15 protein-coding genes and 1 pseudogene are annotated in these 23,658 nt (G+C 59.9%); 7 read left to right on the top strand and 9 right to left on the bottom strand.

Annotated features, from left to right (window positions below; translation table 11 throughout):
- Positions 1–20 precede the first annotated feature (20 nt).
- The 5 genes from H2O77_RS06470 (at position 21) to H2O77_RS06450 (ending at position 7,969) form a co-directional block, all read left to right on the top strand.
- Positions 21–2,459, top strand: coding sequence for a DEAD/DEAH box helicase family protein (locus tag H2O77_RS06470; RefSeq protein ID WP_215824208.1), 2,439 nt, complete (start codon positions 21–23; stop codon positions 2,457–2,459).
- A gap of 79 nt (positions 2,460–2,538) precedes the next feature.
- A complete protein-coding gene (locus tag H2O77_RS06465) occupies positions 2,539–4,044 on the top strand; it encodes a class I SAM-dependent DNA methyltransferase (protein ID WP_215824207.1) in 1,506 nt (501 codons plus the stop codon).
- On the top strand, positions 4,041–5,723 hold the full coding sequence (locus tag H2O77_RS06460) for a restriction endonuclease subunit S (protein ID WP_215824206.1): 1,683 nt from the start codon (positions 4,041–4,043) through the stop codon (positions 5,721–5,723). Before H2O77_RS06465 ends, H2O77_RS06460 begins: the two co-directional genes overlap by 4 nt.
- Entirely contained in the window at positions 5,723–6,733 is a 1,011-nt protein-coding gene (locus H2O77_RS06455) for an Abi family protein (RefSeq protein ID WP_240548736.1), read from the top strand. Before H2O77_RS06460 ends, H2O77_RS06455 begins: the two co-directional genes overlap by 1 nt.
- A gap of 126 nt (positions 6,734–6,859) precedes the next feature.
- Positions 6,860–7,969 (top strand): endonuclease NucS, encoded by a 1,110-nt coding sequence (locus H2O77_RS06450; RefSeq protein WP_215824205.1) that lies wholly within the window; start codon positions 6,860–6,862, stop codon positions 7,967–7,969.
- Between the two features lie 300 nt (positions 7,970–8,269).
- On the opposite strand, the gene H2O77_RS06445 is transcribed toward H2O77_RS06450, so the two are convergent.
- From H2O77_RS06445 to H2O77_RS06435, 3 genes are read right to left on the bottom strand one after another with little or no spacing between them, the layout of a single operon-like run.
- On the bottom strand, positions 8,270–11,791 hold the full coding sequence (locus tag H2O77_RS06445) for a DEAD/DEAH box helicase (RefSeq protein WP_215824204.1): 3,522 nt from the start codon (positions 11,789–11,791) through the stop codon (positions 8,270–8,272).
- A complete protein-coding gene (locus H2O77_RS06440; protein WP_215824203.1) occupies positions 11,775–12,554 on the bottom strand; it encodes a Hachiman antiphage defense system protein HamA in 780 nt (259 codons plus the stop codon). Before H2O77_RS06440 ends, H2O77_RS06445 begins: the two co-directional genes overlap by 17 nt.
- Entirely contained in the window at positions 12,551–13,243 is a 693-nt protein-coding gene (locus H2O77_RS06435; RefSeq protein ID WP_215824202.1) for a restriction endonuclease, read from the bottom strand. The genes H2O77_RS06440 and H2O77_RS06435 overlap by 4 nt, the downstream gene beginning before the upstream one ends.
- A 424-nt stretch (positions 13,244–13,667) precedes the next feature.
- Here H2O77_RS06435 and H2O77_RS06425 point away from each other — a divergent pair.
- Both H2O77_RS06425 and H2O77_RS06420 read left to right on the top strand, forming a co-directional pair.
- Positions 13,668–14,682 (top strand): annotated as a pseudogene (locus H2O77_RS06425) (IS30 family transposase).
- Between the two features lie 889 nt (positions 14,683–15,571).
- On the top strand, positions 15,572–15,925 hold the full coding sequence (locus H2O77_RS06420) for a hypothetical protein (protein ID WP_043335079.1): 354 nt from the start codon (positions 15,572–15,574) through the stop codon (positions 15,923–15,925).
- Between the two features lie 227 nt (positions 15,926–16,152).
- On the opposite strand, the gene H2O77_RS06415 is transcribed toward H2O77_RS06420, so the two are convergent.
- The 6 genes from H2O77_RS06415 to H2O77_RS06390 all read right to left on the bottom strand — a co-directional run bounded on the left by H2O77_RS06415 (position 16,153) and on the right by H2O77_RS06390 (position 23,375).
- On the bottom strand, positions 16,153–17,097 hold the full coding sequence (locus tag H2O77_RS06415) for a LysR substrate-binding domain-containing protein (RefSeq protein WP_240548791.1): 945 nt from the start codon (positions 17,095–17,097) through the stop codon (positions 16,153–16,155).
- A 138-nt stretch (positions 17,098–17,235) separates the two neighbouring features.
- Positions 17,236–18,780: an amino acid racemase gene (locus tag H2O77_RS06410; protein ID WP_215824199.1), complete on the bottom strand. Its 1,545-nt coding sequence runs from the start codon at positions 18,778–18,780 to the stop codon at positions 17,236–17,238.
- Positions 18,781–18,871: 91 nt separating this feature from the next.
- Complete coding sequence (locus H2O77_RS06405) at positions 18,872–20,194, bottom strand: dicarboxylate/amino acid:cation symporter (protein WP_240548735.1); 1,323 nt, start codon at positions 20,192–20,194, stop codon at positions 18,872–18,874.
- A 315-nt stretch (positions 20,195–20,509) separates the two neighbouring features.
- Positions 20,510–21,499 carry an ABC transporter substrate-binding protein gene (locus tag H2O77_RS06400; RefSeq protein ID WP_240548734.1) on the bottom strand — a complete coding sequence of 330 codons (990 nt, stop codon included), beginning with the start codon at positions 21,497–21,499 and terminating at the stop codon, positions 20,510–20,512.
- A 260-nt stretch (positions 21,500–21,759) separates the two neighbouring features.
- A complete protein-coding gene (locus tag H2O77_RS06395) occupies positions 21,760–22,461 on the bottom strand; it encodes a pseudouridine synthase (RefSeq protein WP_054555772.1) in 702 nt (233 codons plus the stop codon).
- Positions 22,461–23,375, bottom strand: a complete 915-nt coding sequence (locus tag H2O77_RS06390) for a nitrilase family protein (protein WP_215824198.1) — start codon at positions 23,373–23,375, stop codon at positions 22,461–22,463. Before H2O77_RS06390 ends, H2O77_RS06395 begins: the two co-directional genes overlap by 1 nt.
- Between the last annotated feature and the right edge of the window lie 283 nt (positions 23,376–23,658).

The raw sequence follows: 23,658 nt of genomic DNA, 5'->3' as shown, positions 1-23,658 counted from the left end.
AACGCAGCAGGGAAGCAGCTATGACAAGGCAAGCTTTCAGCGAACGGGACATCTGCACCAAGTTCATCACCCCGGCCATCCAGCAGGCAGGGTGGGATATTCATACCCAGGTGCGCGAAGAGTACCCGGTCAGCGATGGCCGGATCATGGTGCGGGGCCGCATGCACCACCGGGCTCACCCGCGTCGGGCGGATTACGTGCTGTCTTTCCAGAAGAACCAGCCCATCGCCGTCATCGAGGCCAAGGGCGCCAACCACAGCCTGGGCCATGGCATGCAGCAGGCACAAGCCTACGCGGAGAAGCTCGATGTCCCCTTCGCCATTAGCTCCAACGGCAGCGGCTTCCTGTTCAGCGACCCCCACCGCCTGCTCTTCGATCAGGCCGAGACCACACTCGCGCTAGATCAGCTCCCCGGGCCCGATGCGCTCTGGCACGGCTACCGCCGCTGGAAAGGCTTAAGTGAAGAGACACGCCCGGTCGTCGAGCAGCCTTTCTACGACGACGGCAGCGGCCGCACGCCCCGCTACTACCAGATGGTCGCGGTCAATCGCACGATCGAGGCCATCGCTAAAGGGCAGGATCGCCTGCTGCTGGTAATGGCCACCGGCACCGGCAAGACCTACACCGCTTTCCAGCTTATCTGGAGACTGTGGAAGGCCGGCCGCAAGCAGCGCATCCTGTTTCTGGCCGACCGTAACGTACTCGTCGACCAGACCAAGAGTGGCGACTTCAAGCCCTTCGGCGCGGCCATGACCAAGATCTCCAAGCGGCAGATCGAGAAATCGCACGAGATCTACCTCTCGCTGTATCAGGCCGTCACCGGCAGCGAGGAAGAAAAGAACATCTACAAGCAGTTCAGTCCGGACTTCTTCGACCTGGTCGTCATCGACGAATGCCACCGTGGCAGCGCCGCCGAAGACTCTGCCTGGCGCGCCATCCTGGACTACTTCAGCGGGGCCACCCATATAGGGCTGACCGCGACGCCCAAGGAGACCACCGAAGTTTCCAACATCCACTACTTCGGCGAGCCCGTCTACACCTACTCGCTCAAGCAGGGCATCGACGACGGCTACCTGGCGCCCTACAAGGTGATTCGGGTCGACCTAGACCGCGACCTGCAAGGATGGCGCCCCAGCGACGGCCAGACCGACATCCACGGCGAGGTGATTGAGGATCGTATCTACAACCAGCGAGACTTCGACCGTCACCTGACCCTAACGCAACGCACCGAGCTGGTCGCTCGAACCGTCACCGATTACCTGACCCAGACCGACCCGATGCAGAAGACCATTGTCTTCTGCGAGAACATCGATCACGCTGAGCGGATGCGCCAGGCGTTGGTCAATCTCAACCCTCTGCACGTGGCCAAGAACCGCAAGTACGTGATGCGCATCACCGGCGACGAGCTCGAGGGAAAGGCCGAGCTCGACCACTTCATCGACCCCGAAGAGCCCTACCCCGTCATCGCCGTCACCAGCAAGCTGATGACCACCGGCGTCGACGCCAAGACCTGCAAGCTGATCGTGCTCGACCAACGCATCCAGTCAATGACCGAGTTCAAGCAGATCATCGGACGCGGCACGCGGATTGACGCAGAGCACAATAAGTTCTGGTTCACGATTCTGGACTTCCGCAAGGCCACGGAGCTTTTCGCCGACCCAGCCTTCGACGGCGAACCAGAAAAGGTCTACGTACCTGGCGAAGGCGACCCACTACTACCGGACGACGACGATGAAGCCGAGGACAGCGGCGATGGAAACGCGTCCGCTGACGAAGACGGCGCATACCCCGACGACGAGTCACCGAACGACCCCTCCTTGCCCCCCGAAGGGGGCTGGGTGGATGACGAAGACGGCGGCATCGGCGAGCCGCCCAAGCGATACGTCGTCGATGACGTCACCGTGGCGGTCATCGGCCGGCGCGTGCAGTACCTGGGGCCGGACGGCAAGCTGATCACCGAAGAGCTGACCGACTACACTCGCAAGACGGTACGCGCCCACTACGCCACCCTGAAGGACTTCCTGCGCCGTTGGGAGGCCAGCGACCGCAAGCAGGCCGTGCTGGATGAGCTGGCTGAACAAGGCGTGTTCTGGGAAGACCTCACCAGCGAGGTCGAAAAGACACTCGGCGATACACCGGACCCCTTCGATGCCATCGTGCACATCGTCTACGGCCAGCCTGCACTCACCCGTCGCCAGCGCGCGGCCAAGGCCCGCCAGTCGGACTATTTCACTCGCTACGAGGGCCAGGCCCGCGCCGTGCTGGACGCCCTGCTCGACAAGTACGCCGACAACGGCGTGGCCACCATCGAGGACACCAAGGTATTGAAACTGGCACCGCTGGACCGGCTCGGTACCCCCGTGGAGCTCGCCAAGGCCTTCGGCGGCAAGGCCGGTTATCGCGAGGCAGTGAGAGCCCTCGAGGAAACGCTCTACGCAGACGCCGCTACAGTCGGCTGACCCAGCTAGGTACAATACGTCGCATTCTGCGCGCCGGCAGCCACACCGGCGCGCTTTCGGTTATCGAGACGAGATTCCCATGAGCATCAGCACCACCATCAAGAGCATCCAAGACATCATGCGCAAGGACGTCGGCGTCGACGGCGACGCCCAGCGTATCGGCCAGTTAGTCTGGATGCTGTTTCTGAAGATCTACGATGACCGCGAACAGGAATGGGAGCTGGACTACGACGACTACGTCAGCCCCATCCCCGAGCAATTGCGCTGGAGCAGCTGGGCCGCCGACCCGGAGGGGCTGACTGGCGAGGGCCTGAAGAGCTTCATCGACAATACCCTCTTTCCCGGGCTGCAACAGCTGGATGCCGGCGGCGACGCCCGCGCCGCCGTCATCCGCAGCGTGTTCGAGGATGCCTACAACTACATGAAGTCCGGCCATCTGCTGCGCCAGGTGATCAACCGCATTCAGGAAGGCATCGACTTCAACGCCTCTCAGCAGCGTCACACCTTCGGCGACATGTACGAGCAGATCCTCAAGGACCTGCAAAGCGCCGGTAATGCCGGTGAGTTCTATACGCCCCGCGCCGTGACCGAGTTCATGGTCAACCGCGTCGATCCCAAGCTTGCCGAGAGCGTGATGGACCCGGCCTGCGGCACCGGCGGCTTCCTCACCTGCGCCATCGAGCACAAGCGCAAGCACTATGTGCAGACCCCCGCCGACGAGCAGGCGCTGCAATACAGCATCCATGGCTGGGAGAAGAAACCGCTGCCACACCTGCTGGCCACCACCAACATGATCCTGCACGGCATCGAGGTCCCCAGCCAGATTCGTCACGACAACACCCTGAACCGTCCCTACCGGGACTGGGGCCCGAAGGAGCGGGTCGATGTGATCGTCGCCAACCCGCCGTTCGGCGGCACCGAGGAAGACGGCATCGAGAACAACTTCCCGGCGGAATTCCGCACCCGTGAGACCGCCGACCTGTTCATGGCACTGTTTATTCGCCTGCTGAAGCAGGATGGCCGCGCCGCCGTGGTGCTGCCGGACGGTTTCCTGTTCGGCGAGGGCATGAAGACGCGCCTCAAGGAAAAACTGCTCAGTGAGTGCAACCTGCACACCATCGTTCGCCTGCCCAACGGCGTGTTCAACCCCTACACCGGCATCAAGACCAACCTGCTGTTCTTCACCAAGGGCCAGCCGACCGAACAGGTGTGGTACTACGAGCACCCCTACCCCGAGGGCTACAAGAACTACAGCAAGACCAAGCCCATGCGGGTCGAGGAGTTCGCCACCGAGATCGACTGGTGGGGCGACGAGGCCGATGGCTTCGCCAGCCGCCAGGAAACCGAGCAGGCCTGGAAGATCGGCATCGAGGAGATCAAGGCGCGTAACTACAACCTGGACATCAAGAATCCCTGGCAGGAAGAGCAGGTCAGCCACGCCCCCGACGAGCTGCTCGCACAATACGCTCGCCAGCAGGCCGAGATCCAGGAGCTGCGCGATCAGCTGAAGACCGTGCTCGGCGATGCGCTCAGCCATGAGCCGCAAGTCCAGACCACACCGCAGCAAGCGGAGGAGCCGGCATGAGCGTTCAGAAGCTGATCACCGACCATCTCGACCTATGGACCAGCGCCGTGACGCACAAGAACGGCTCAGGGCGGAATGCATCGGGTAAGAACGGGAAAATCGAGCTTACCGGTATCAAGAAGCTGCGCGAGCTGATCCTCGAGCTCGCCGTGCGCGGCAAACTGGTGGAGCAGGACCCGAGCGATGAACCTGCCAGCGTACTGCTGGAACGTGTCGCCGAGGAGAAAGCCCGGCTGGTCAAGGATGGGAAGATCAAGAAGCCGAGAAAGCTGCATCCACTAACCGATGCTAACAAGCCATTTTCGCTGCCAGAACGTTGGGAATGGACTCAAATAGAAGCGGTCGGTCATGACTGGGGACAAAAGGAACCAGATCGGGTATTTAGCTATATTGACGTATCATCGATTGACAACATCAAGGGGATAATAGATCAGCCTGAAGCTGTCAGTCCAAGTAATGCACCTTCACGGGCCAGAAAGAAAGTTAGGCAAAACACCGTTGTTTACTCAACTGTTCGACCCTATCTTAAAAACATAGCGGTCATTGATAAAAAGATTGAACCCGAGCCCATTGCTAGCACAGCTTTCGCTATAGTGAGCCCGTTAAGTGGTATCCCTGCAAAATATCTATTGCACTACCTTAGAAGCCCAGTATTTGTTCGCTACGTGGAGTCTGTTCAGACAGGCATTGCCTATCCAGCCATTAATGACAAGCAGTTCTTTTCGGGCGCTCTTCCAGTTCCACCTTTGCAAGAACAGCACCGCATCGTCGAAAAAGTCGACGAGCTAATGGCCCTCTGCGACCGCCTCGAGCAGCAGGTCGGCGACCAGCTGGAAGCCCATGAGGCGTTGGTCGATACTCTGCTCGATGCCCTCACTCGCTCCACGGATGCCGCTGAATTAGCCGAGAATTGGGCCCGCGTAGCCGAGCATTTCGACACCCTCTTCACTACTGAAGACAGCATCGAAAAACTCAAGCAGACCATTCTTCAGCTGGCGGTCATGGGTAGGCTGGTGGAGCAGAACTCGAATGACGAGCCGGCGATTCATTTTCTGAACCGATATGGCATCGAAGGAAAACCTTATTTCCTTTCTGGATGGACTGAAGTTGCTCTGGGTAATCTTGGGGAAATTATTGGTGGATCTACACCAACCAAGTCCAATGCAGCATTTTGGGAGGGGGATATCCCTTGGGTTTCTCCAAAAGACATGAAACTCCCAGTCATCCAAGATTCCCAAAACAAAGTTACAGAAAAGGCACTGCAACAGAAAACATTGAAAAAAGTGCCAAAAAACAGCCTCTTAATGGTTGTTCGAGGTATGATTCTGGCACACTCTTTCCCGGTAGCTATCAATGGGCTTGAAGTTACGATCAATCAAGACATGAAAGCCTTAGTCCCTCCGAAGGAAATCAGCCCTTATCTTCTCTTGTACTTGCAAGCTGAGAAGCAAAAGCTAGTCGGGCTTGTAGACCGCTCAAGCCATGGCACCTGTAAGCTGGTTTCAGAGAAGCTTTGGTCGCATGTTGTTTACTTGCCTCCAATTGAAGAGCAAGCCCGAATCATCGAGACAGTCGACGAGCTAATGGCCCTCTGCGACCGGCTCAAGGCACGCCTAAGCGAGGCCGGCGAGACTCGCGCTCAGATGGCTGAAACGGTAGTGGAACGGGCGGTGAACTGATGGCTTACGACAAACCTTGGCTCAGTTACCTTGAACAGCTACAGCAGCTTAAAGATCGAGGCCTGACAATAACCGATGAGCAGCGGGCTCTCGCTCACTTGCATCGGATTGGCTACTACCGCCTGAGCGGTTATTGGTATGCTTTTCGCCAGCGCTCGGGGGCATGTTCCCCGTTGAGCAAGAGTGGCATTCCCATGCTAAAGAAAGGTAAGACAGATCACCTAATGCTCGATACCTTCAAGCCTGGCGCCACCTTTCAGCAGGCGGTGGACCTATATGTGTTCGACAAGCGGCTGCGCCTACTGGCGTTGGATGGGCTCGAGCGTATCGAGGTCGGACTACGGGTGGATATTGCGCATACGCTGGGGCGGCTGGACCCTTACGCCTATTTGAATCCTTCCCTGCTGCACGATGAATTCGCCCAAAAAATCGATCAGAAAACCGGACTGACGCCGCTGCATAAATGGCAGGAAAACCAGGCAAGGCTGATCAATCGCTCGAAGGAGACTTTCATCGAGCACCACAAGAAGAAATATGGCTTGCCCGTACCGATCTGGATTGCTAGCGAGATTTGGGATTTCGGAACGCTATCGCATCTGTTTGGTGGCATGCGCGAGCGCGAGCAGGACGCCATCGCCGCTCGGTACGGAATCAGCAACGGTCGTGTCTTCGCTACCTGGCTGCGCAGCCTTAATTACCTGCGCAACGTTTGTGCACATCACAGCCGTCTCTGGAACCGGAACATGGCCGACCAGCCTCGAAAACCCGCACAGGGAGAAGTGCCGCTTTTCGAGCACGCCTGGCAGGACTCACATGTCCAGGCGCGCCCGTTTCTACTGCTCTGCATCGTTCAGCATTTGCTGATGACGACAAACCCTACCTCTACTTGGTGGCAGCGTCTAAGCGAGCTATTGGTTAGCTTTCCAGACCTGACGCCGACCGGGCTTAACCTGAAGGGAATGGGCATCATTGATGGCTGGCATGACTGGAAGTGGAAGGAACGGCAATAAAAAACCCCTAAGCAGCGCTACTGCTGAGCAGTCGCACCGATAGGGGCCGTGTTGATGCGTATCATAGTTGCTACCTTCGACGCGTGCAAAGGGTTTTATATAGCCAATTAGAATAAGCGAGCTAACATGGCCATCGAGCAAGGAATCTGGAAGCTGGCAGGCAATACAGGTGAGCAGCCGCAGAAGCTGCGGCCCACAGGGCTCGCCGACGAGGGGCAGCTGGAAGATCAGATCATGCAGGATGTCTCGATCCTCAACCGGGACTGGCTGCTGATCGGCCGGCAGGTACGCACCGGCTTCGACAAGCTGATCGACCTGCTGGCCATCGACGCCAACGGCACGGTCATCGTCATCGAGCTCAAGCGCGACAAGACGCCCCGCGACGTGGTGGCTCAGGCCATCGACTATGCCTCCTGGATCGTCACCCTGGCCGACTACCAGGTGATCGAGATCTATCAGGCCTTCGCCGAACGCTATCAGCGACCTCATGCGTCTCTTGAGAACGCCTTCGAGGCCAAGTTCGGCATCACGCTGGACAGTGTCACCCTCAATGAGAATCACCAGCTGGTGGTCGTCGCCACCCAGCTCGACGCCAGCAGCGAGCGGATCATCAGCTACCTCAACGAGCATGCCCAGCTCTCGATCAACGCCATGTTCTTCGCCGCCTTCGAGGACCAGGGCAATCATTACCTGAGCCGCGCCTGGATGATCGACCCGGACGAGCCAACTCAGCCGGCCGCCCGCAAGACGCGCAAGGAACCCTGGAACGGCGAGTTCTACGCCTCCTTCGGCGATAACCGCCCCTGGGAACTAGCACGTCGCCATGGCTTCATCGCCGGTGGTGGCGCCGCCTGGTACTCGAAGACCCTCGCTATGCTCTCAGAGGGAGACCGCGTCTGGGTCAACATCCCCAAGAACGGCTACGTAGGCGTGGCTGAGGTGGCCGGAGAGCGTTGCCGAGGCGAGCATTTCACGGTCCAGACCGATCAAGGGATTCAGGGACTTCAAGACATTGCCACAGCTACCGCGTACCCACAGCTCCACCGCACCTTTGATGACGATGATGAAGAAGCAGCGGAATATCTCGTGCCGGTCCGCTGGATCGCCTCATTTCCTGCATCGCAGGCATTCAGCGAGGTAGGCCTGTTCGGCAATCAGAACACTGTCTGCAAACCCACGACACCAAAATGGGAGCATACAGTGACGAGATTGAAACAAGCATGGGATATAGACTGATTTTTATATCGCCGCTGGAGTCTATGTTTCAGCTACAAGTACGCAAGCGCTAGCGCGATAACTTAGCTGGCGACTATTCCCCCATATTCACTAAATCGACCCAAGGCTTAACGCGCAGCAACTAGAGCTAATATAGTTATTGCGCTTTCAAATAATCATTAGACTATGTATTCATCATCCTGGACCCTACAGCTAGGTTAGATGCGAGCCCCTACATCTTTTCCTCTCATCTGCAAACGGCCAAAAGCGGTCATCGGCCAACAAATTCTACAATGGCCAGTGATATAGGGGACTTGGTATCTATGCGCGCACCAGATCGTCGGGGCCAAGATATAAGATGTCGATCTTGCTGACATCCTGCGCTACCTGTGCGTGAAGCAGGCCACTTCGATGGGAATCGAGTGCGGACTGAACTGTACCTAGCGGAGAACCATCTGGCGAAAGCACATGAGACTGACCTTTCCACTGATGTATCTGGACGACGGTGCCGGGAGGCGGGGGCACAGTCGACCACATGATACTCGCCGAATAGTGCCGATCGGCCCATGTGTGATCTTCACTAGGTGAGAAGCTTTCGACGAACTGCACCCAAACCGGTCTCGTTTCTCGAGTTGGCCAGTCGGCCTGAGTGCTATACGCAGCGACCACGTCTGCATTCAGCCATTGCCGCAGCTCCTTGCCTGTTGTGAAGGCCGCACCAGTGTCGGTCACTACCTTTATCGCAGCAAGCCTCGAATTGAAGCCAGCTTGAATAAGGATTGAGGCGGAGCGGTTCAAGGTGCCAGTCTCGACGGCCGAGACCGCGAGGCCGAGTTCGTGATCCTCCATAGCCAAGTCGAATATGCCAACTGTATCGCCATTAGCGCCGGCGCGGACGCGGATAGCCTCCATCGCCCAAGGCAGCCGATAGACGAGGCCGCCCTCGACGAATCTCAGGGTTTCCGAGGCCTGAGCTCCGCCCAACGCCGCAAGCGGTTGGCCGAGCAGCCATGCGCGCAGGATGTTGCGCCAGTTCGCGGGCAAGGGATTGGGGTTGAAGGGATAGAAGTCAAAGACCCGCTCGGCGAGGCCGGTGATCGCGGCGATCGCCCCTTCGGCATCGCCTTCGAGGATCGCCCCATTAGCTTGAATTAGAAGAAGATTGGCTTCAGCAGCGATGGCGTCGAGCGCGTGGCCGGTCGTCAAACCGACACCGGCCAGGAAATAGCCGCGGCGCTGAGCTGCGGTCGACTGGCTCCAGATCAGCCGGCTGCGGGAAACGAGACCGGCATTGAGCACCTGCAGGACGGGGGCGTCCTGGCGCTGCAGACGGCGATGCCACAGAGAAGATTGAAGGATGTCGTCCAAGACGGCCTCAACCTCTTCATCGGGGATGTCATTATCACCGATGAGGCTGAGAATGGCGGTATCGAGCGTGGCAACGTGCCGTTCCCACTCAGCGAAGGCGCGCTCCCGGTCTTCCGGCTTTTCGTTCGCGATCTCAGGAAAGGTCCAGGCGGCGGCATTGTTGACGATATAATCAACGAGCTGATTAAGGTCTCCGCCGATGCGCGCCCGCATCCGTGTCAGCAACACCGCGACGAGACGCACAAGACCGCTTTCCATCTCTCGCGCGCCAAGATCGGTGATAAGCGCTTCCCAGTTCCGCCGCTTCTTGGGGATTTTGTCGAACATCGGAAAGAGCACGAGCCCCTCGACGTCGACATAGGCGCGTCCGGCGCGGCCGATGACGTTCTTGAACTCGCTGATCTCGATCCGCTCACCGGCACGGTGGAGGGAATGCATGACGACGGCGGTGGCCGACAGATTGAGGCCTTGGGTCAAGGTCGGCGAGGAGATAGTGACCTTGAGAACGTTCTCGCGCAGCAGACGCTCAACCTCCTTACGATAGGCGGTTGGCAACGCTCCATGGTGGATGACAACTCCAAGGCGGAGGCATTTGAGGATGGCGCTATCGACGCTCAGCCATTCCTCGCCGAGCGCGATCGCGGTGCTGAGCACATCCGGGTCGGCATCGAGCAGCGAGCGCAAGGCACCGCGCTCATACAGATCAACGATCGCGTCGGCGAACGGCTCAACGCTGCGCCGCTCGGGGCAGAAGACAAGAACGGTCTGACCATCATCAACAAGCCGCCACGCGGTAGCGAGGCAGAGTTCGCGCTGATCGCCGGGAAATAGACGGGTGCGACGGCGCTTCGGCGGAATCCAGTTGGGTGGCGCGGCTCCGGTCAGAAAGCGCTGAACCCAGGGTCGCTCGTCGCCGACTCGCAAATTGAGCCGTGCTGTCGGCGAAGTCCAAACAACCTCGCCGAAGCGCAACCGGGTCGGCCGCCAATCGTTCTTGATGACGCCGCCGGGATGATCACGGCACAGCCAGGCCGCGAAGTCATCAAGTTGGTCGCCGTCGGGGAGGATGGCCGAGAGGCAAACGATCCGGCGCCCCTGAGCGTCCGTGCGACGAAGAAGACGCTGGATTTGCACCTCGTAGCGCACCTCACGTTCGTTGAGGCCGATCATGTGACCTTCGTCGAAGACCAGCAAACCAACGTCATCGAGGAGTGAGGGATCGTTGCGAAGCGCAAAGTCCAGCTTCTCGGGCGTCGCAACGACGATGTCGCGCTCACGGATCGCGTCCTCATCAAAGCCGCTGACGCCGATGCTACCGTAGAGGGCCGATATGGTCTTCCCCAGCGGCCCGAAGGTCCGTTGGAGCGTAGTTTCGCTCTGTGCTGACAGCGCGCGCAACGGGGTGACGAACACCACCCGCTTGCCGCCGGCGAGACAGCGCAGGATGCAGAGTTCAGCAATACGCGTCTTGCCAGCGCTCGTCGGCAGGGAGACGACCAAGTCGTCGGACTGGTCGACGGCGCGATCCGCCGCCTCGGTCTGCGATGGCCAAAGATCTATCTCCGCCTTCGCGCGACGCTGCAGCAGCGCGATGAACAGTTCGCGCAACCGCGACCAGTCCGCCGCCAGTCCGCCTGAGGGCTGAGGCGGAACCCGCTCATGGAAGGTATTCGACCACAGATCCGACAGAAGGTGGATGGCGACGCGATGCACCCACCATTGCGGCAGCATGTTCATCTCGCCGCAAATTGCCAAGCTCACGCGTAGTCGCTCAAGCGCCTGATCGACCAGCCCTCGCTCGCCCCGTTCGAGCGCGAGCAGGTAGAGCGACATGGCGGCCATGAAGGCGTCCGTGAGCGCGGTATCAAGACCGTCGAACAGGAAGTCGTTGCCACCGGCATCCGCCGGTGCGGCCATGCCCTCTGCCTGGTCGAGGCGAGCCTGGATGTCGGCGGCGATCCGCGCATCGCTGCCTTGCCCGGAGGCCCGGTAGTCCAGAACGCTGTTTCGCAAAGCGCCGAAATTGCGGCGCATCAGCTGAGCGAGCGCGCGCTCTATCGGAGAGAAATTTTCATCCGCTTCGACGATCGAGAGAAGAGAATAGGCGCGCGCGGACAGGTGTGCGAGATGATAGGCGGCCGCCGCCATGACGAAATGGAAGTCGCGATCGGCCTCCTGGCGGTCTCCCTTGGCCATCACCGCCTCAAGCGCTGTCGCCCCCTGCTCGAAGGCCGTGCGCGCCTGGGTCGGGTCGCCGCCGAGCTCGCGAAGGCGCAGGCCGAGGCCGAGTAAGGCGTAGGCATAGCTGTGCAGGTCATAGCTGAGCTGCGGGGCGAAGGCCGGCGCGCCGGGAGGAAGGGCTCCATCGCGCCAGATGATCGCACGAGCCTGTCCGCGAGCGATCAATCGGCCCCGGAAACCGGCGGCCGCAGCCTCGGCGATATCAGCGGCGATGGCCTCAGGAGTTGTTGGCATCAGCAATCACTCGATCGTAGACCGCGCCGATAAAGGCGCCGTGGCCTTTCACGTGAAGTCCAATACCCCATTGATTGATGGGGCCGGGATAGGCCTGTAGAGAGGCTGTCAGCAGCGCATCGGGGGCATTGCCCGTAAATGTGAAAAGCAGATGCCGAACGCTCTGCGGCGGGATGCCGTACTTGAGCAGCGCGTCATCGATCGCATCGGCGAGCGGCAGATTGTCGAGCTCTAGAAGACGCGCGGAAATAAAGTGTAGGGCGTGGGCTGAGGGCAATCCTCCATCCTTGTCCAGTCCGGCGCGGGCTTCGGTCAGGACTTGGGCCGTCAACGCGGCGCGGCTCTTCGCCTCCGTCTTAAGAAACTGAAGACGTTGCGATTGAGGATCTTGCAGGATGCCGATCACGTCTTCACCACGCATCGCCATGTTGCGATGGTCCTTCCAGCGCAGGCGCTTGATCGGTGCGCGGAAGCCACCGCTATGGGCATCTATCCATTCCGTCGCGTAGATCTCGCCAAGGTCACCGGACCGGATCTGCTTGGTGGTCGGCAGCTTGCTCTCGATCAGCGCGGCGGCCGCGGGCTTGCCAAGCCGCGCAAGTGCGCGCGCCACCTGTTCCTCCGAGGCGTAATGTGAAGGCACGATAGCCGCCGTCGCCTGAATACCGACCGCGAGGTGGGCGGCCTGTCCGGTCATCACCCACCGATGGTGGTTTCCCACCGGCGCGTCGACCGAAATGCACCAATCATTGAACTGCGTCATCCTTGTTTCTCCCGCTCACAGAGCAAAAAGGTCGCGCACGCGCATGAACGGCGCGCCGGTTTCAGCGGCGCGGCGGACTTTGCGTTCGAGAACCTGGTGAGGGGGATTTCACGATCAAGCATCTCGTAAAGGTCGAGGCCGTCTATGCAGATGACCCGCTTACCGCGTCCAAAGGCAGCGAGGCCCTCTTCGGCGAAGCCGCTGTTGCTGACGAACAGGCCGCGGGCCCAAGCTGCCTTCTGCTCCATTTTGCCATGGAAGGTGTGTAGCTCAGCGACGCCGATCGGCTGGCCGTGCCACCTGGCTTCGAGTAGATAGATTTCGCTGCCGAGCTGGAAGCTCCCATCGATCTGTTCGCCGCGCAGCCGGAATGGCTCTCGGGCGGCCAGACCGTATGCGCCGAACAGGCCTTGAAGAAAGCCCTCGAAGGAGTAGCCGGGCGCATGTGGTGCCAATGCCGTGACCTGCTTGAGGTCCGTTTTGATCTCGGCGATCGCCGTGCGATCGACGGGAACGGCCTGGGGGCTTGCCGAGGGGCGCGGCGGTTCAGCGCCGCCCGAAAGGCGACTTATCAGGCCTTGGTAGCGGGTCTCGGCATCGGCGACGGGGTCGGCGCTGCAGGAAAGCGTCAAATACTCGCTGCGATGCTCCCAAAGTGCTTCGAGGACGCGAACGGCAGTATCATGCATGGAAGGCGCTTTGTCCACTTGTGGGCAGTGCGGCGCCGATGATCACTGAGTGCCTGAGCCTGCTCGGGATCATAGCCATCGGCGGTGGCGTTGCGGCGAATCTCACGGCTGATAGTGCTGCTGTGGAGGTTAAGCCCCCTGCCGATCTGGCGCTGGCTCATGCCCAAGCCATAGAGGGTGTGGATCTAATATCGTTAGGTCTGGGTCAGCTGTCGGGATTCAATGCTCCGTTTCACTTAGGTCGGTGAGCCGAGAAGGGAACCGGCGCTGATCCCCCCGCCCCTACCGTGCGGACCAAAGTGCTACGGTTATTCTATGAATCCCGGTTTCACACTTAGGTTTTGCTTAGGTATGTACATCGCAATTGACCTTGGCCGCAGATTCTGAGTGCAACACCTGAGTTTCCCTGTAAGGTATTGCGCTCATGTCATACTCAGAACTCAGCATTACTGATCGTGCCACTATCTAGGTTTGTCTCTCAAGGCCTGAGCCTCCGAGCCATTGCTCGATACCTGAGTCGTTCTCCCTCCACTATCAGCCGCGAAATTCGCCGAAATAGTGAGACGAACAACGACTACCGAGCTGAACGCGCGCAAACGTCGCGACTCAAACGTCGGCGTTTTTGCCGGCCCAAGCGAAAGCTTGCCATCGGTAGTGAGCGGTTCAGGCTTGTCGAGTACCTTCTTCGCCGCTACTTGTCTCCCGAGCAGATCGCCGGCAAGCTTCGACACATGAATTTACCCAAGCTTGAAGACGCCTACGTCTGTCGCGAGACGATTTACACCGCCATCTATGCGCTGCCGGTTGGGCAACTGCGCAAAGAGCTCATCCATTGCCTGCGGCAAGGCAAAAGTACGCGTAAGCCTCGCCGTGGTGAGACGGACCGCCGAGGTCAGATCCCCGACATGGTCAGCATTCACCTTCGCCCGCCCGAGGTGGACAAGCGCGAGATGCCTGGGCATTGGGAAGGCGACCTGATCAAGGGCAAAGGCAATGCCTCAGCGGTTGGCACTCTTGTAGAGCTCAGTAGCGGATACTTGATACTGGCAAAGATGCATGATGCGACTGCGACCTCAGCCGTAGAGGGCTTCAGTGCCGCGCTGAACAGAATGCCATTGGCAGCACGAAAAACCCTGACGTATGACCAAGGACGGGAGATGGCTAGGCATGCCGCTATCACGCAAAATACTGGCGTCGCCATCTACTTCTGTGATCCCCATAGCCCTTGGCAAAGAGGCAGCAACGAGAATATCAATGGGCTGATTCGCCAGTATCTTCCTAAGGGAACGGATCTGTCACTGACCAGTCAGGAAGAGCTGGATGCCATTGCCTTCGAGCTGAATATGCGGCCTCGAAAACGCTTTGACTTCAAATGCCCTATCGAGGTGATGAATGAACTGATGGCAAAGCACAATGAAGCACCATCCTCAATTCAATAGGGTGTTGCACTCAGAGCCTGCATCCGCCATTTATTTTTTGTTGACATGGCTATACAACACCAATAAACGAGCATGCTGCCCTTTACCAGCATCGCCACTTTAGGACGTTACCCGCCTTAACAGGCCCTTCCTTTGCTTTCCGGAACCATACACCTAGCTTATTGCGGCTTAGTTTGCGTGCCACCACATTCTCAATGGCGTCAGCGATGACATTGGCTCAGACGTCGTCAATGAACTGCTGCTTGGTAGCGTTGTAAACCAGCATGCCCGCTGGGGCTCCCGTCTGGTGCGCATCGTTTCTCATGCCATCACACGGCTACCGCACGGCGCTTACCGCTGGGGCGAGCTCCGTCTCACGGTCTTCCACCATGGCGTCCTGCCTTGGCGAGAAATGCGTATTTGAATATAGGAAATTTCAAGAAACCTAATAATAGCCGAGTCGAGGCAATCGCGAGAAGGAATCGTTAGCTCAGCGCGACACCATGCGTCGCATTAATGAGACACTCGACTCGATACCAACGCGTCTCGCCGCGCTCTTACCTCTATCGCGCCCAACTCCACGCCGGAAATTTCCGCGCCACTCGCCAACACTTACATGCCCTGTATGACTGAACTGATACCCAGCCTCATAAAATTCATACGCCTGCGTAAGACATTGCCGCCAAATCCTGAAAATCCACTTTCCCCAACCCCACGGGAGATTTCCGTCTAGGCACGGAAAATTCCGGCTTCCCAAGCCATCACCTATCGCTAACTCATTGTTTTATATGGAAAGTGGTGATAATGGAGGCTCCGAATCGCCCTATCTCACCCCACAGCCAAAACTCATATTGCACTGCAGCAAAAACAGGCGTATCAATGTACTCAGGTTCCTTACTTGGAGAGCACAATGGCTAAACAACCTGCCTGGTCAGAGTTGGTCCCGACGACGCCGGCTGCGATGTTCGATGTCTGGAAACTGGGCACGACGTCGGTGGAGATGTGGTCGACGGCCATGTCGACCATCATGTCGCGCACTCAGCTGTGGGGAACCCAGTCGCCGCTGGACCCGAAGATGATCACCGAGAACCAGAAGATGGTGTCGGAGAAGATCGCGGCCAGCTGGGAGATGTGGTTCGTGATGCAGAAGGCGTGGATGAACGCGATGACAGGCGGCAAGGTGGCGCCGTGGTGGACGACGGGCACCCTCTTCATCAAGCCGTTGCACAAGCGCACGACGGCCAACTCGCGTCGACTGTCGTGAGATGTGTTGCATGACTTGCCGCTGCGGCCGATAGGCTCTGAGCTGAGATGCGGTCAGATACGCTCAGATGCGCTTAGATGCCAAAACGCAAGACGGGAGCCCAGGTGGCTCCCGTCTTGCGTTGTGCTCTGGCGATGATTTCAGGTCATTGCCCTGCTCTTAGCTTTGCGTGCTCTTTCCGTTGCGTGCCCTTTCCGTACTCTTTCTTCTCCGGGCCCTTTCTTTCCCTATCCCTGCCTTGGCACGCCGCCAGCAGGCGGCTGGTCTGGCTCGAGGGTCTCGTCTTCGGCAGTCAGGCAGGCTTGCCAGATGCGTTCAGCCACGCGCTGGTCATGCTCGGCGTGACGGAAGAGGCAGATGTCCAGCGGTGCGGTGTGGCTGTCATCGCTGATGATGACGAGACGCCCGGCGGCCAGCTCGTCACGTACGGCGCGTTCCGGCACCCAGGCGATGCCGCTACCGGCGAGAGCGCCACGCTTGAGCACGTCAGACATCGAGCATTCGTAGCGGAAGTTGAGGCGCGCGGCGAGGTTCTGGCGGCCGATGATCAATGCGGTCAGTCGCCCGAGATAGCTGTCACTGGAGTAGCAGAGATAGGGCTGCGGCGTGTCGCTGTCGAGAGTGTAAAGCGCCTGGCCTGCGTCATCGACGGCACTGACGGGCACCAGTCGCTCGGAGCCGAGCACGATGGAGGGATAACGCACGATGCCGGTGAGCGTAGGCAGTAGTGGGCTGTTGTAGGCCAGCATCAGATCACAGTTGCCACTGATCAGGGCATCGACACAGCCGGCGACGTGGTCGGGCACGATGCGTGCCTTGAGATTGCCCAGTCGGCTTTGCAGCTGTTCATGCCAGTCGACGAAGAAGCTGACCGCCAGCGTGTGCGAGGCGGAAATCGAGACGACTTCTTCTATCTTGGGCACGAAGCCGAGCGCCTCATCGCGCCCGACGCGCAATACCGAGAGCGCATCCTGGGCGGTGCGCTGGAAGGATTCGCCCGCAGGGGTCAGGCCGACGGGGAACAGGCTGCGGTCGATCAGGGTGGCGCCGACCCAGTATTCCAGATTGCGAATACGACGGCTGAAGGCCGGTTGCGTCACGTTGCGCAGGGTGGCGGCGCGCGAGAAGTTACGCGTCACCGCCAGGGTGAGGAAGTCTTCCAGCCAGTTCATTTCCACGGCGAGCACCTGAAGAGAGGCATGAATGAGGCAAAGGCACACAGCGGGCCTGCGTGAGCGCAGTATATCGCGTCGCTGGGTGTCTTTTCTTCAAGCTCTCTTCACTGGCTTACCGGATGGATGCAGCGCTGATCAAGCCTCGGCTTGCGCCAGTGCCACACAGCGCTGCGCGAGAATTTCCGCGGGGTCGAGCAGCGCTACCCTCTCTCGCAGTGCCGCATCAAGCTCGATCAACGGAAGCTCGGTACAGCCCAGAATGATCACGTCTGCGCCCCGCGCCAGCAGGTGGGAAATGGCAGCCTGCAGATGCTCGCTGCACTCCCCTGTCGTATGGCCCGCCTTCACGCCGTGATGCCCGTAGATCGCCTCCATCACCTGGGTCTGACAGCGCGCATCAGGCACCAGCGTTTCACGCCCCGAGGCCTCGATGATGTCGTGATAGACCCGACTGGTCACGGTGCCGCTGGTCGCGAGCAACCCGACCCGCGTCACCGGCGTCTGCATCGCCGCGATATGGTCAACCACCGCCGTCAGCATGTTGATGATCGGGATGCCGATATAGGGCTGGATACGCGCCACGAAGGCATGCGCGGTATTGCAGGGAATCGCGATGGCATTGGCGCCATCGGCCTCCAGCCGCTGACAGGTCGCGAGCATCGGAATGCTCGGATCTTCGCCCTTGCCGATCAGATTGGCAGTGCGATCGGGAATCTGCGGATTCTGCTCCACCACCATCTTGAGGTGGTCCTGATCGCGCTCGGCACGCGTCAGGCTGACCACCTTGCGCATGAAGTCCACCGTGGCCGCCGGCCCTACCCCACCGAGCACACCGAGCTTGAAGTTGTGATTCTCGCGCTCGCGGTCCACACCCAGGGCGTATTCGGCGTAGATGAGATTGGAGTCAAGCAAGGGCACCGGCACCAGCGGCTGCAGCGACTCCATCAGCACCGGAATCTCGCTCAGGCCCGGCACGATGATCTCCGCACCCTGACTGACCAGGTCATCACAGGCCTCGAGCAACAGTTGCAGACACTCGCCACCATGATGGCCGCTCTTGATGCCGCTGGGCCCATAGATGGCCTGCATCAGGGCATCACGCTGCACCGTGGCATCGGGGTAGATGACCTCGAGTCCACCAGCTGTCGCGAGGCCGTCACCTGCCGCGAAGTTATCGTCTTGCGTGGCGTGCGTGACGGCCGCCGTGGTATCCGGCGCTCCGAAGCGCTGCTCGAAGATACCGGAAGCGCGCACGTAGCTTGAGGTCAGCACGCCGATCTTGCGCACCCCGGGATAGTCGCGGCGAATGCGCGCCAGCAGCGCATCGAAGATATCGACGACGTTGAAGCTGATTTCCGGGGTGATCTCGGCCAGGAAGGTGTGGGAGAGAAAGCATGGCACCATCGCGTTCTCGACCTTGCCCTGCATGTCCTTGAGCACGTTGTAGACGTAGAACTTGCGCCGCAGCGGGTCGTAGGCCTCCGCGGCGATTCCCGGCCCATCATCGAAGTGGCGTTGCTCGAAGGCGATATCCACTCCGCCCGGCGGCTTGCAGTACTGCGCCGCGCGCACCGTCTTGAGCAGGACATCCGCGCTGCCGATCGCCCCCAGGCCACCCACGACGCCGTAGCGAACGACAAAGGGGCTGGCTTTATGTGAAGGTGCGTTGGGGCGTTCCATGACGATGTTCTCCTGATGTCTTTGACACGCTTATCACGCAGATGCCGACAAGCCGATGATGATGACGCGGTGGGTGTTCAGACAAGAGCGCTCAACTGAGCTCTGAGCGCATGACGTGGGGCGTATTGAAGACTTCCTCGTCGAGCTCGCCTTCGCTCTTGGCGACCAGGCAGCTGACGGCACAGTCACCCGCCACATTTAGGCCGGTACGTGCCATGTCGAGCACACGATCGATGCCGGCGATGATGGCAACGCCTTCCAGCGGCAGGCCGACGGAGGTCAGCACCAGCGAGAGCATGATCAAGCCGGCCCCCGGCACACCGGCGGTACCGATGGAGCCCAGCGTCGCGGTCATGATGATGGTGACGTATTCGGTCATGCCCAGATCGACGCCATAGGCCTGGGCGATGAACAGCGCGCAGACGCCCTGATACAGCGCGGTGCCATCCATGTTGATGGTCGCGCCCAGCGGTAGCACGAAGCTCGAGACACCCCGCTTGACGCCCAGATTCTGCTCGGCGGCCATCATGGTCACCGGCAAGGTGCCGGAACTGGAAGTGCTGGTGAAGGCGAGCATGATCGGCTCGACACTGCCCTGGAAATAGCGCAGCGGGTTCAAGCGCGCCAGAAAGCGCAGCATTCCGCCATAGACCACGATGGCATGCACGAAGCAGCCGAGATAGACGATGCCGATTACCTTGGCCAGCGGCGCGAGCATTGCCAGGCCATAGGTGCCGGCCACCCAGGTCATCAGGGCGAAGACACCGTAAGGCGTGAAGGCGATGATGATGCTGGTCATGCGATAGATGATTTCCGCCGCAGATTCAAAGAACACGCGCACCGGACGGGCTTTCTCCCCTACCAGCGTGATGGAGAGGCCAAACAGGATCGCGAAGACGATGATCTGCAGCACATTGCCTTTGGCGAAGGCCTCGACGGCATTGGTCGGCACCAGCCCGAGCAGCGTATCGACGGCGGTCGGCGCTTCACGCACCTCGACATTGGCCGCGCTGCCCAGGTCGATCCCCACGCCCGGCTGGAAGACGGTGGCCAGCCCCAGGCCGATGGTGATGGCGACCGCCGTCATGCCCAGATAGAGCACCAGCGTCTTGACGCTCAGGCGGCCGATCTTGGAAAGGTTGTTGAGCGAGGCCACACCGGTGACCAGCGAGATGAAGACCAGCGGCACGATCAGCATCTTAATGCCGCGGATGAACAGGTCGCCCAGCGGCTTGATATCGGCGGCGATATCGGCGCGCCCGGTCTGGTTGAGCACGATACCCAGCCCCAGGCCCAGAACCAGCGCGATGAAGATCTGCTTCCACAGCGCCAGACGTGTCCAGGGAGACAGAAAGCGCGCAATGGGCCCGGGAGAGCGAGGCATCGGGGCGGAGGAAGAGCCTGAATCAGCCATGAGTGTTTCCTTCTTGTCATTATTGTTGGCTGCGCGTGGAAGCAGCGCAGAGTGCAGACTGATGGTGATACAGGCCCCTATCCCGCGACCAATTCTTTATTTGGATTTTCCATGCAAGATTTGCATGACGACGAATTCTCCTCCTGATGGGCGGCACGCCAGAGTTCATTTTCTGTCCTGACGCTGCGCACGTTATTGGCACGTTAGCTGCTGTAGAACGCACGAAGCCCGCTCAATGAGCGGGCTTCGTGTTCTTACCACTATATTCAAGGTGCTGCATCCACAAAGATCAGCGGCACCTTTTCAAGCTGTCGATCATGCCTCCGGCAGACCCAGGGCCTCCTTGACGGCCGGCCAGGCAGGTTCGCCATCACGGGTGGTCACGCCTTCCAGCCAGGCCTTGACCTTGGCCGGGTTGGCCTTCATCCACTCACCGGCGACCTCTTCCTGAGGCTTTTCTTCCTTGCCATAGCCGTAGATCAGCGCGCTCTGATCATCCGAGCTGAAGGCCAGCTGATCGAGCAGACGGGTCGCATTGGGGTGCGCTTCCGACCATTCCTTGTTGGCCAAGGTCTTCACATCACTGGCGCCGCCACCCGGGCCCCACATGTCATCCGGGTCATCGAGGAACACCATGTCGTACTCGATGTTCATCCAATGCGGTGTCCAGCCGACGAACAGGATCCACTCCTTGCTCTTGGAGGAATTGGCCACGGTCGCCAGCATGCCCGGCGTCGATGACTCCTTGAGGTCCCAATCGCCCAGACCATAGATGTCGCCATCGACCCCCTTGTTGACGATCTCGCTGGAACCGGAGCCAATCTCGATGGAATAGATGGTCTTCTCGAACTTGTCAGCGAATTCCGGCTTGTCGAGGTCTTCGTTGGAGGTCACTCCGGCCTCAGCAACGTAGCCCGGTACCGCGAACCCGAGGCGCGCGCCTTCGACATTGTTGCCCATGTCGACCAGGGTGCCCTTCTCCATCGCGGCGTCGTACATGTTGCTCTGCGCCGGCAGCCAGGCGGCGAGGAAGGCATCCACCTCGCCCAGCGACATGCCTTCATAGGTGATCTGCGCGCCCAGCTGACGTGTGCTGGGGGAGTAACCCAGCGCTTCAAAGACTTCCGAGGCAATCTCGGTCTTCATGGTCACGCCCGGCCACGGCGGCGCGGAGAACACCACACTGGCATCTTCCGCGGCAGACGCCGGCACCGACAGCGTTGCCAGCAACAGGCCACTGCCCGCCAGCGCCATGCGCAGTGGCAGAGGTTTCAGCATGTGGGGCTTGGTGAAGGGGGACGACATAGTGGACTTTCCTCGTTGTTGTTATGAATACGCCATTGTCATGAAAATGCGCGAATCAGACGCTGAGCGAAGATGACATCTTGATAAATGCCTCTTCTGCAAAACGCACTTCCCGCAAAGAATTCACAATACGAGCAGACGAATCACTACCTTAAGCGCGATCGTTGGAACGATACAAGGCTCGGCAGCCAACGACGCGCATGAAAAAGCCCCCGCCATTCGTGAAAAATGACGGGGGCTTTTCATGACGCATGCGCAGCTCAGAAGCTAGCGATCTCTTCCGGACGCAGGAAGCGACATTCACCCGGCTCCAGCTCCGGGTCCAGCTCGACAGCCCCGATGGCTTCGCGATGCAGGGCTTCGACATGATTGCCGATGGCCGCGAACATGCGCTTCACCTGGTGGTAACGGCCTTCGGTGATCCACAGCAGGCCCACGGTGGCGGTTTCCATCTCGAGACGCGCCGGACGGGTCGGCTTCTCTTCGCCATCCAGCATCAGGCCGTGATCGAAGTCCTCCACGGCGCGCGCCAGCTCATCGCCTTCCAGCGGACGCGCCAGAGTGACGCGATAGCGCTTGGCACAGGCCTTCTTGGGCGAAGTGACACGGTGGTTCCACTGGCCGTCGTCTGTCATCAGCACCAGACCGGTGGTGTCGACATCAAGACGCCCGACGATGCTCAGGCGCTCGACATTGGGCAGATCGATCAGGTCATGCGCGCGCTCATAGAGGCCCGGCTTGCTGGTGCATTCCACATTGGCCGGCTTGTACAGCATCAGATAGCGCAGCCCCATCAGCTCCAGGTGCTCGCCATTCCATTCGACGCGCATGCCATCCTTGACGGCGCTCGCGGTGTTCTTGACTACCTCACCATCCACGGTGACATCGCCGCGGTGCACGACCTTCTTGGCATCGCTACGGCTGAGATCCGTGGTTTCGGTAAGGAATTTGTCCAGGCGCATCAGGCCTCCAGAGTGAAATGATCGGCGTCCATCCACGCCGGAAACTTGGTTCGAAACTCGTCGAGCGCGCCGCGTTCAAGCGTCACGGTCTCGATGAAGGGCTGGTCTGGCGCAGGGTCGAGGATGGGCTCGCCCTTGAAGTCGCAGACCATGGAGTCGCCGGTATAGTGCAGCCCGTTGGCGTCGTCACCCACACGGTTGACGCCCACCACATAGGCCAGATTCTCGATGGCGCGCGCCTGCAGCAGCGTACGCCAGGGGTGACGCCGTACGCCCGGCCAGTTGGCCACGCACAGCAGCAGATCATATTCAAAGGCGCTGTCGGCGGCGGTCTCGGCAGCACTCACGCCACCGATGACAGGACGCTGACGCAGCCAGGTCGGGAAGCGCAGGTCATAGCAGACCGAGAGCTGAATCCGAAAGCCGTTGAGCTCGACCAGCACCCGCTCATAGCCCATGCCATAACGCTCATGCTCACCGGCCATGCGGAACAGATGACGCTTGTCGTAATGCGTCACTTCGCCGTCGGGCGTGGCCCACAGCATGCGGTTGTAACACTCGCCGTCATCCAGCACCGCGATGCTACCGGTCATCACGCAACCGCGGGCGATGGCCTGTGCCTTGAGCCAGTCGACGCTCTCGCTGGACTCCATCGGCTGCGCCATCTCACGCGAATTCATGGTGAAGCCGGTGGCGAACATCTCGGGCAGCACGATCAGATCGGTTGCGGCATTGCAGCCATCGGCGCCCATGACCAGGCCAGCGGCATCCAGCTGCTCGCCGAGCAGACGGCAGTTCTCCGCCGGGTCTTCCCAGCGCAGGTCCGCCTGCACCAGGCTGACACGCAGTGTCGCCCCTCGCGAGGCATCGCCAGCATTCGCTTGCGAGGAAGTCGCCTGTGGCTGTGTCGTCATGGTCGTCGTGCCTCCCTGCTGACTGAATGGACGCTTGAGTGGCGACTGGCGGATTCGCGGCGGCGTGAGCCTTGCCCACCCTGCCGCTGGTCGTGCCACGCCTTGAAAGCGCTCATTCTACCGTCTGTGGCGATCAGATGTGAGAGGCAAAGCATGATCTGTCATCGCCGCACCGCTCAGCGTGCGCACGAAACCCTGGCGGCGGGTGTGAGCATCAGAAGCCAGTGATATATTGGCGATGAACGCAAAGTCGCCACGCCAGGTTGCGGCGACGTCAGTTCAC

The organism is Cobetia sp. 4B (assembly GCF_018831605.1).
GTDB lineage: Bacteria > Pseudomonadota > Gammaproteobacteria > Pseudomonadales > Halomonadaceae > Cobetia > Cobetia amphilecti.
The sequence above is the reverse complement of the archived record's forward strand: the minus strand, read 5'-3'. Positions and strand labels throughout refer to the sequence as shown.

What these genes read in the sequence shown, in the direction of transcription:
- H2O77_RS06465 (WP_215824207.1), top strand. Translation starts at nt 2,539, where the DNA reads ATGAGCATCAGCACCACCATCAAGAGCATCCAAGACATCATGCGCAAG.
- H2O77_RS06405 (WP_240548735.1), bottom strand. Translation starts at nt 20,194, where the DNA reads ATGGCTGATTCAGGCTCTTCCTCCGCCCCGATGCCTCGCTCTCCCGGG.
- H2O77_RS06435 (WP_215824202.1), bottom strand. Translation starts at nt 13,243, where the DNA reads ATGCATGATACTGCCGTTCGCGTCCTCGAAGCACTTTGGGAGCATCGC.
- H2O77_RS06470 (WP_215824208.1), top strand. Translation starts at nt 21, where the DNA reads ATGACAAGGCAAGCTTTCAGCGAACGGGACATCTGCACCAAGTTCATC.
- H2O77_RS06415 (WP_240548791.1), bottom strand. Translation starts at nt 17,097, where the DNA reads ATGAACTGGCTGGAAGACTTCCTCACCCTGGCGGTGACGCGTAACTTC.
- H2O77_RS06410 (WP_215824199.1), bottom strand. Translation starts at nt 18,780, where the DNA reads ATGGAACGCCCCAACGCACCTTCACATAAAGCCAGCCCCTTTGTCGTT.
- H2O77_RS06400 (WP_240548734.1), bottom strand. Translation starts at nt 21,499, where the DNA reads ATGTCGTCCCCCTTCACCAAGCCCCACATGCTGAAACCTCTGCCACTG.
- H2O77_RS06450 (WP_215824205.1), top strand. Translation starts at nt 6,860, where the DNA reads ATGGCCATCGAGCAAGGAATCTGGAAGCTGGCAGGCAATACAGGTGAG.
- H2O77_RS06460 (WP_215824206.1), top strand. Translation starts at nt 4,041, where the DNA reads ATGAGCGTTCAGAAGCTGATCACCGACCATCTCGACCTATGGACCAGC.
- H2O77_RS06440 (WP_215824203.1), bottom strand. Translation starts at nt 12,554, where the DNA reads ATGACGCAGTTCAATGATTGGTGCATTTCGGTCGACGCGCCGGTGGGA.
- H2O77_RS06390 (WP_215824198.1), bottom strand. Translation starts at nt 23,375, where the DNA reads ATGACGACACAGCCACAGGCGACTTCCTCGCAAGCGAATGCTGGCGAT.
- H2O77_RS06445 (WP_215824204.1), bottom strand. Translation starts at nt 11,791, where the DNA reads ATGCCAACAACTCCTGAGGCCATCGCCGCTGATATCGCCGAGGCTGCG.
- H2O77_RS06455 (WP_240548736.1), top strand. Translation starts at nt 5,723, where the DNA reads ATGGCTTACGACAAACCTTGGCTCAGTTACCTTGAACAGCTACAGCAG.
- H2O77_RS06420 (WP_043335079.1), top strand. Translation starts at nt 15,572, where the DNA reads ATGGCTAAACAACCTGCCTGGTCAGAGTTGGTCCCGACGACGCCGGCT.
- H2O77_RS06395 (WP_054555772.1), bottom strand. Translation starts at nt 22,461, where the DNA reads ATGCGCCTGGACAAATTCCTTACCGAAACCACGGATCTCAGCCGTAGC.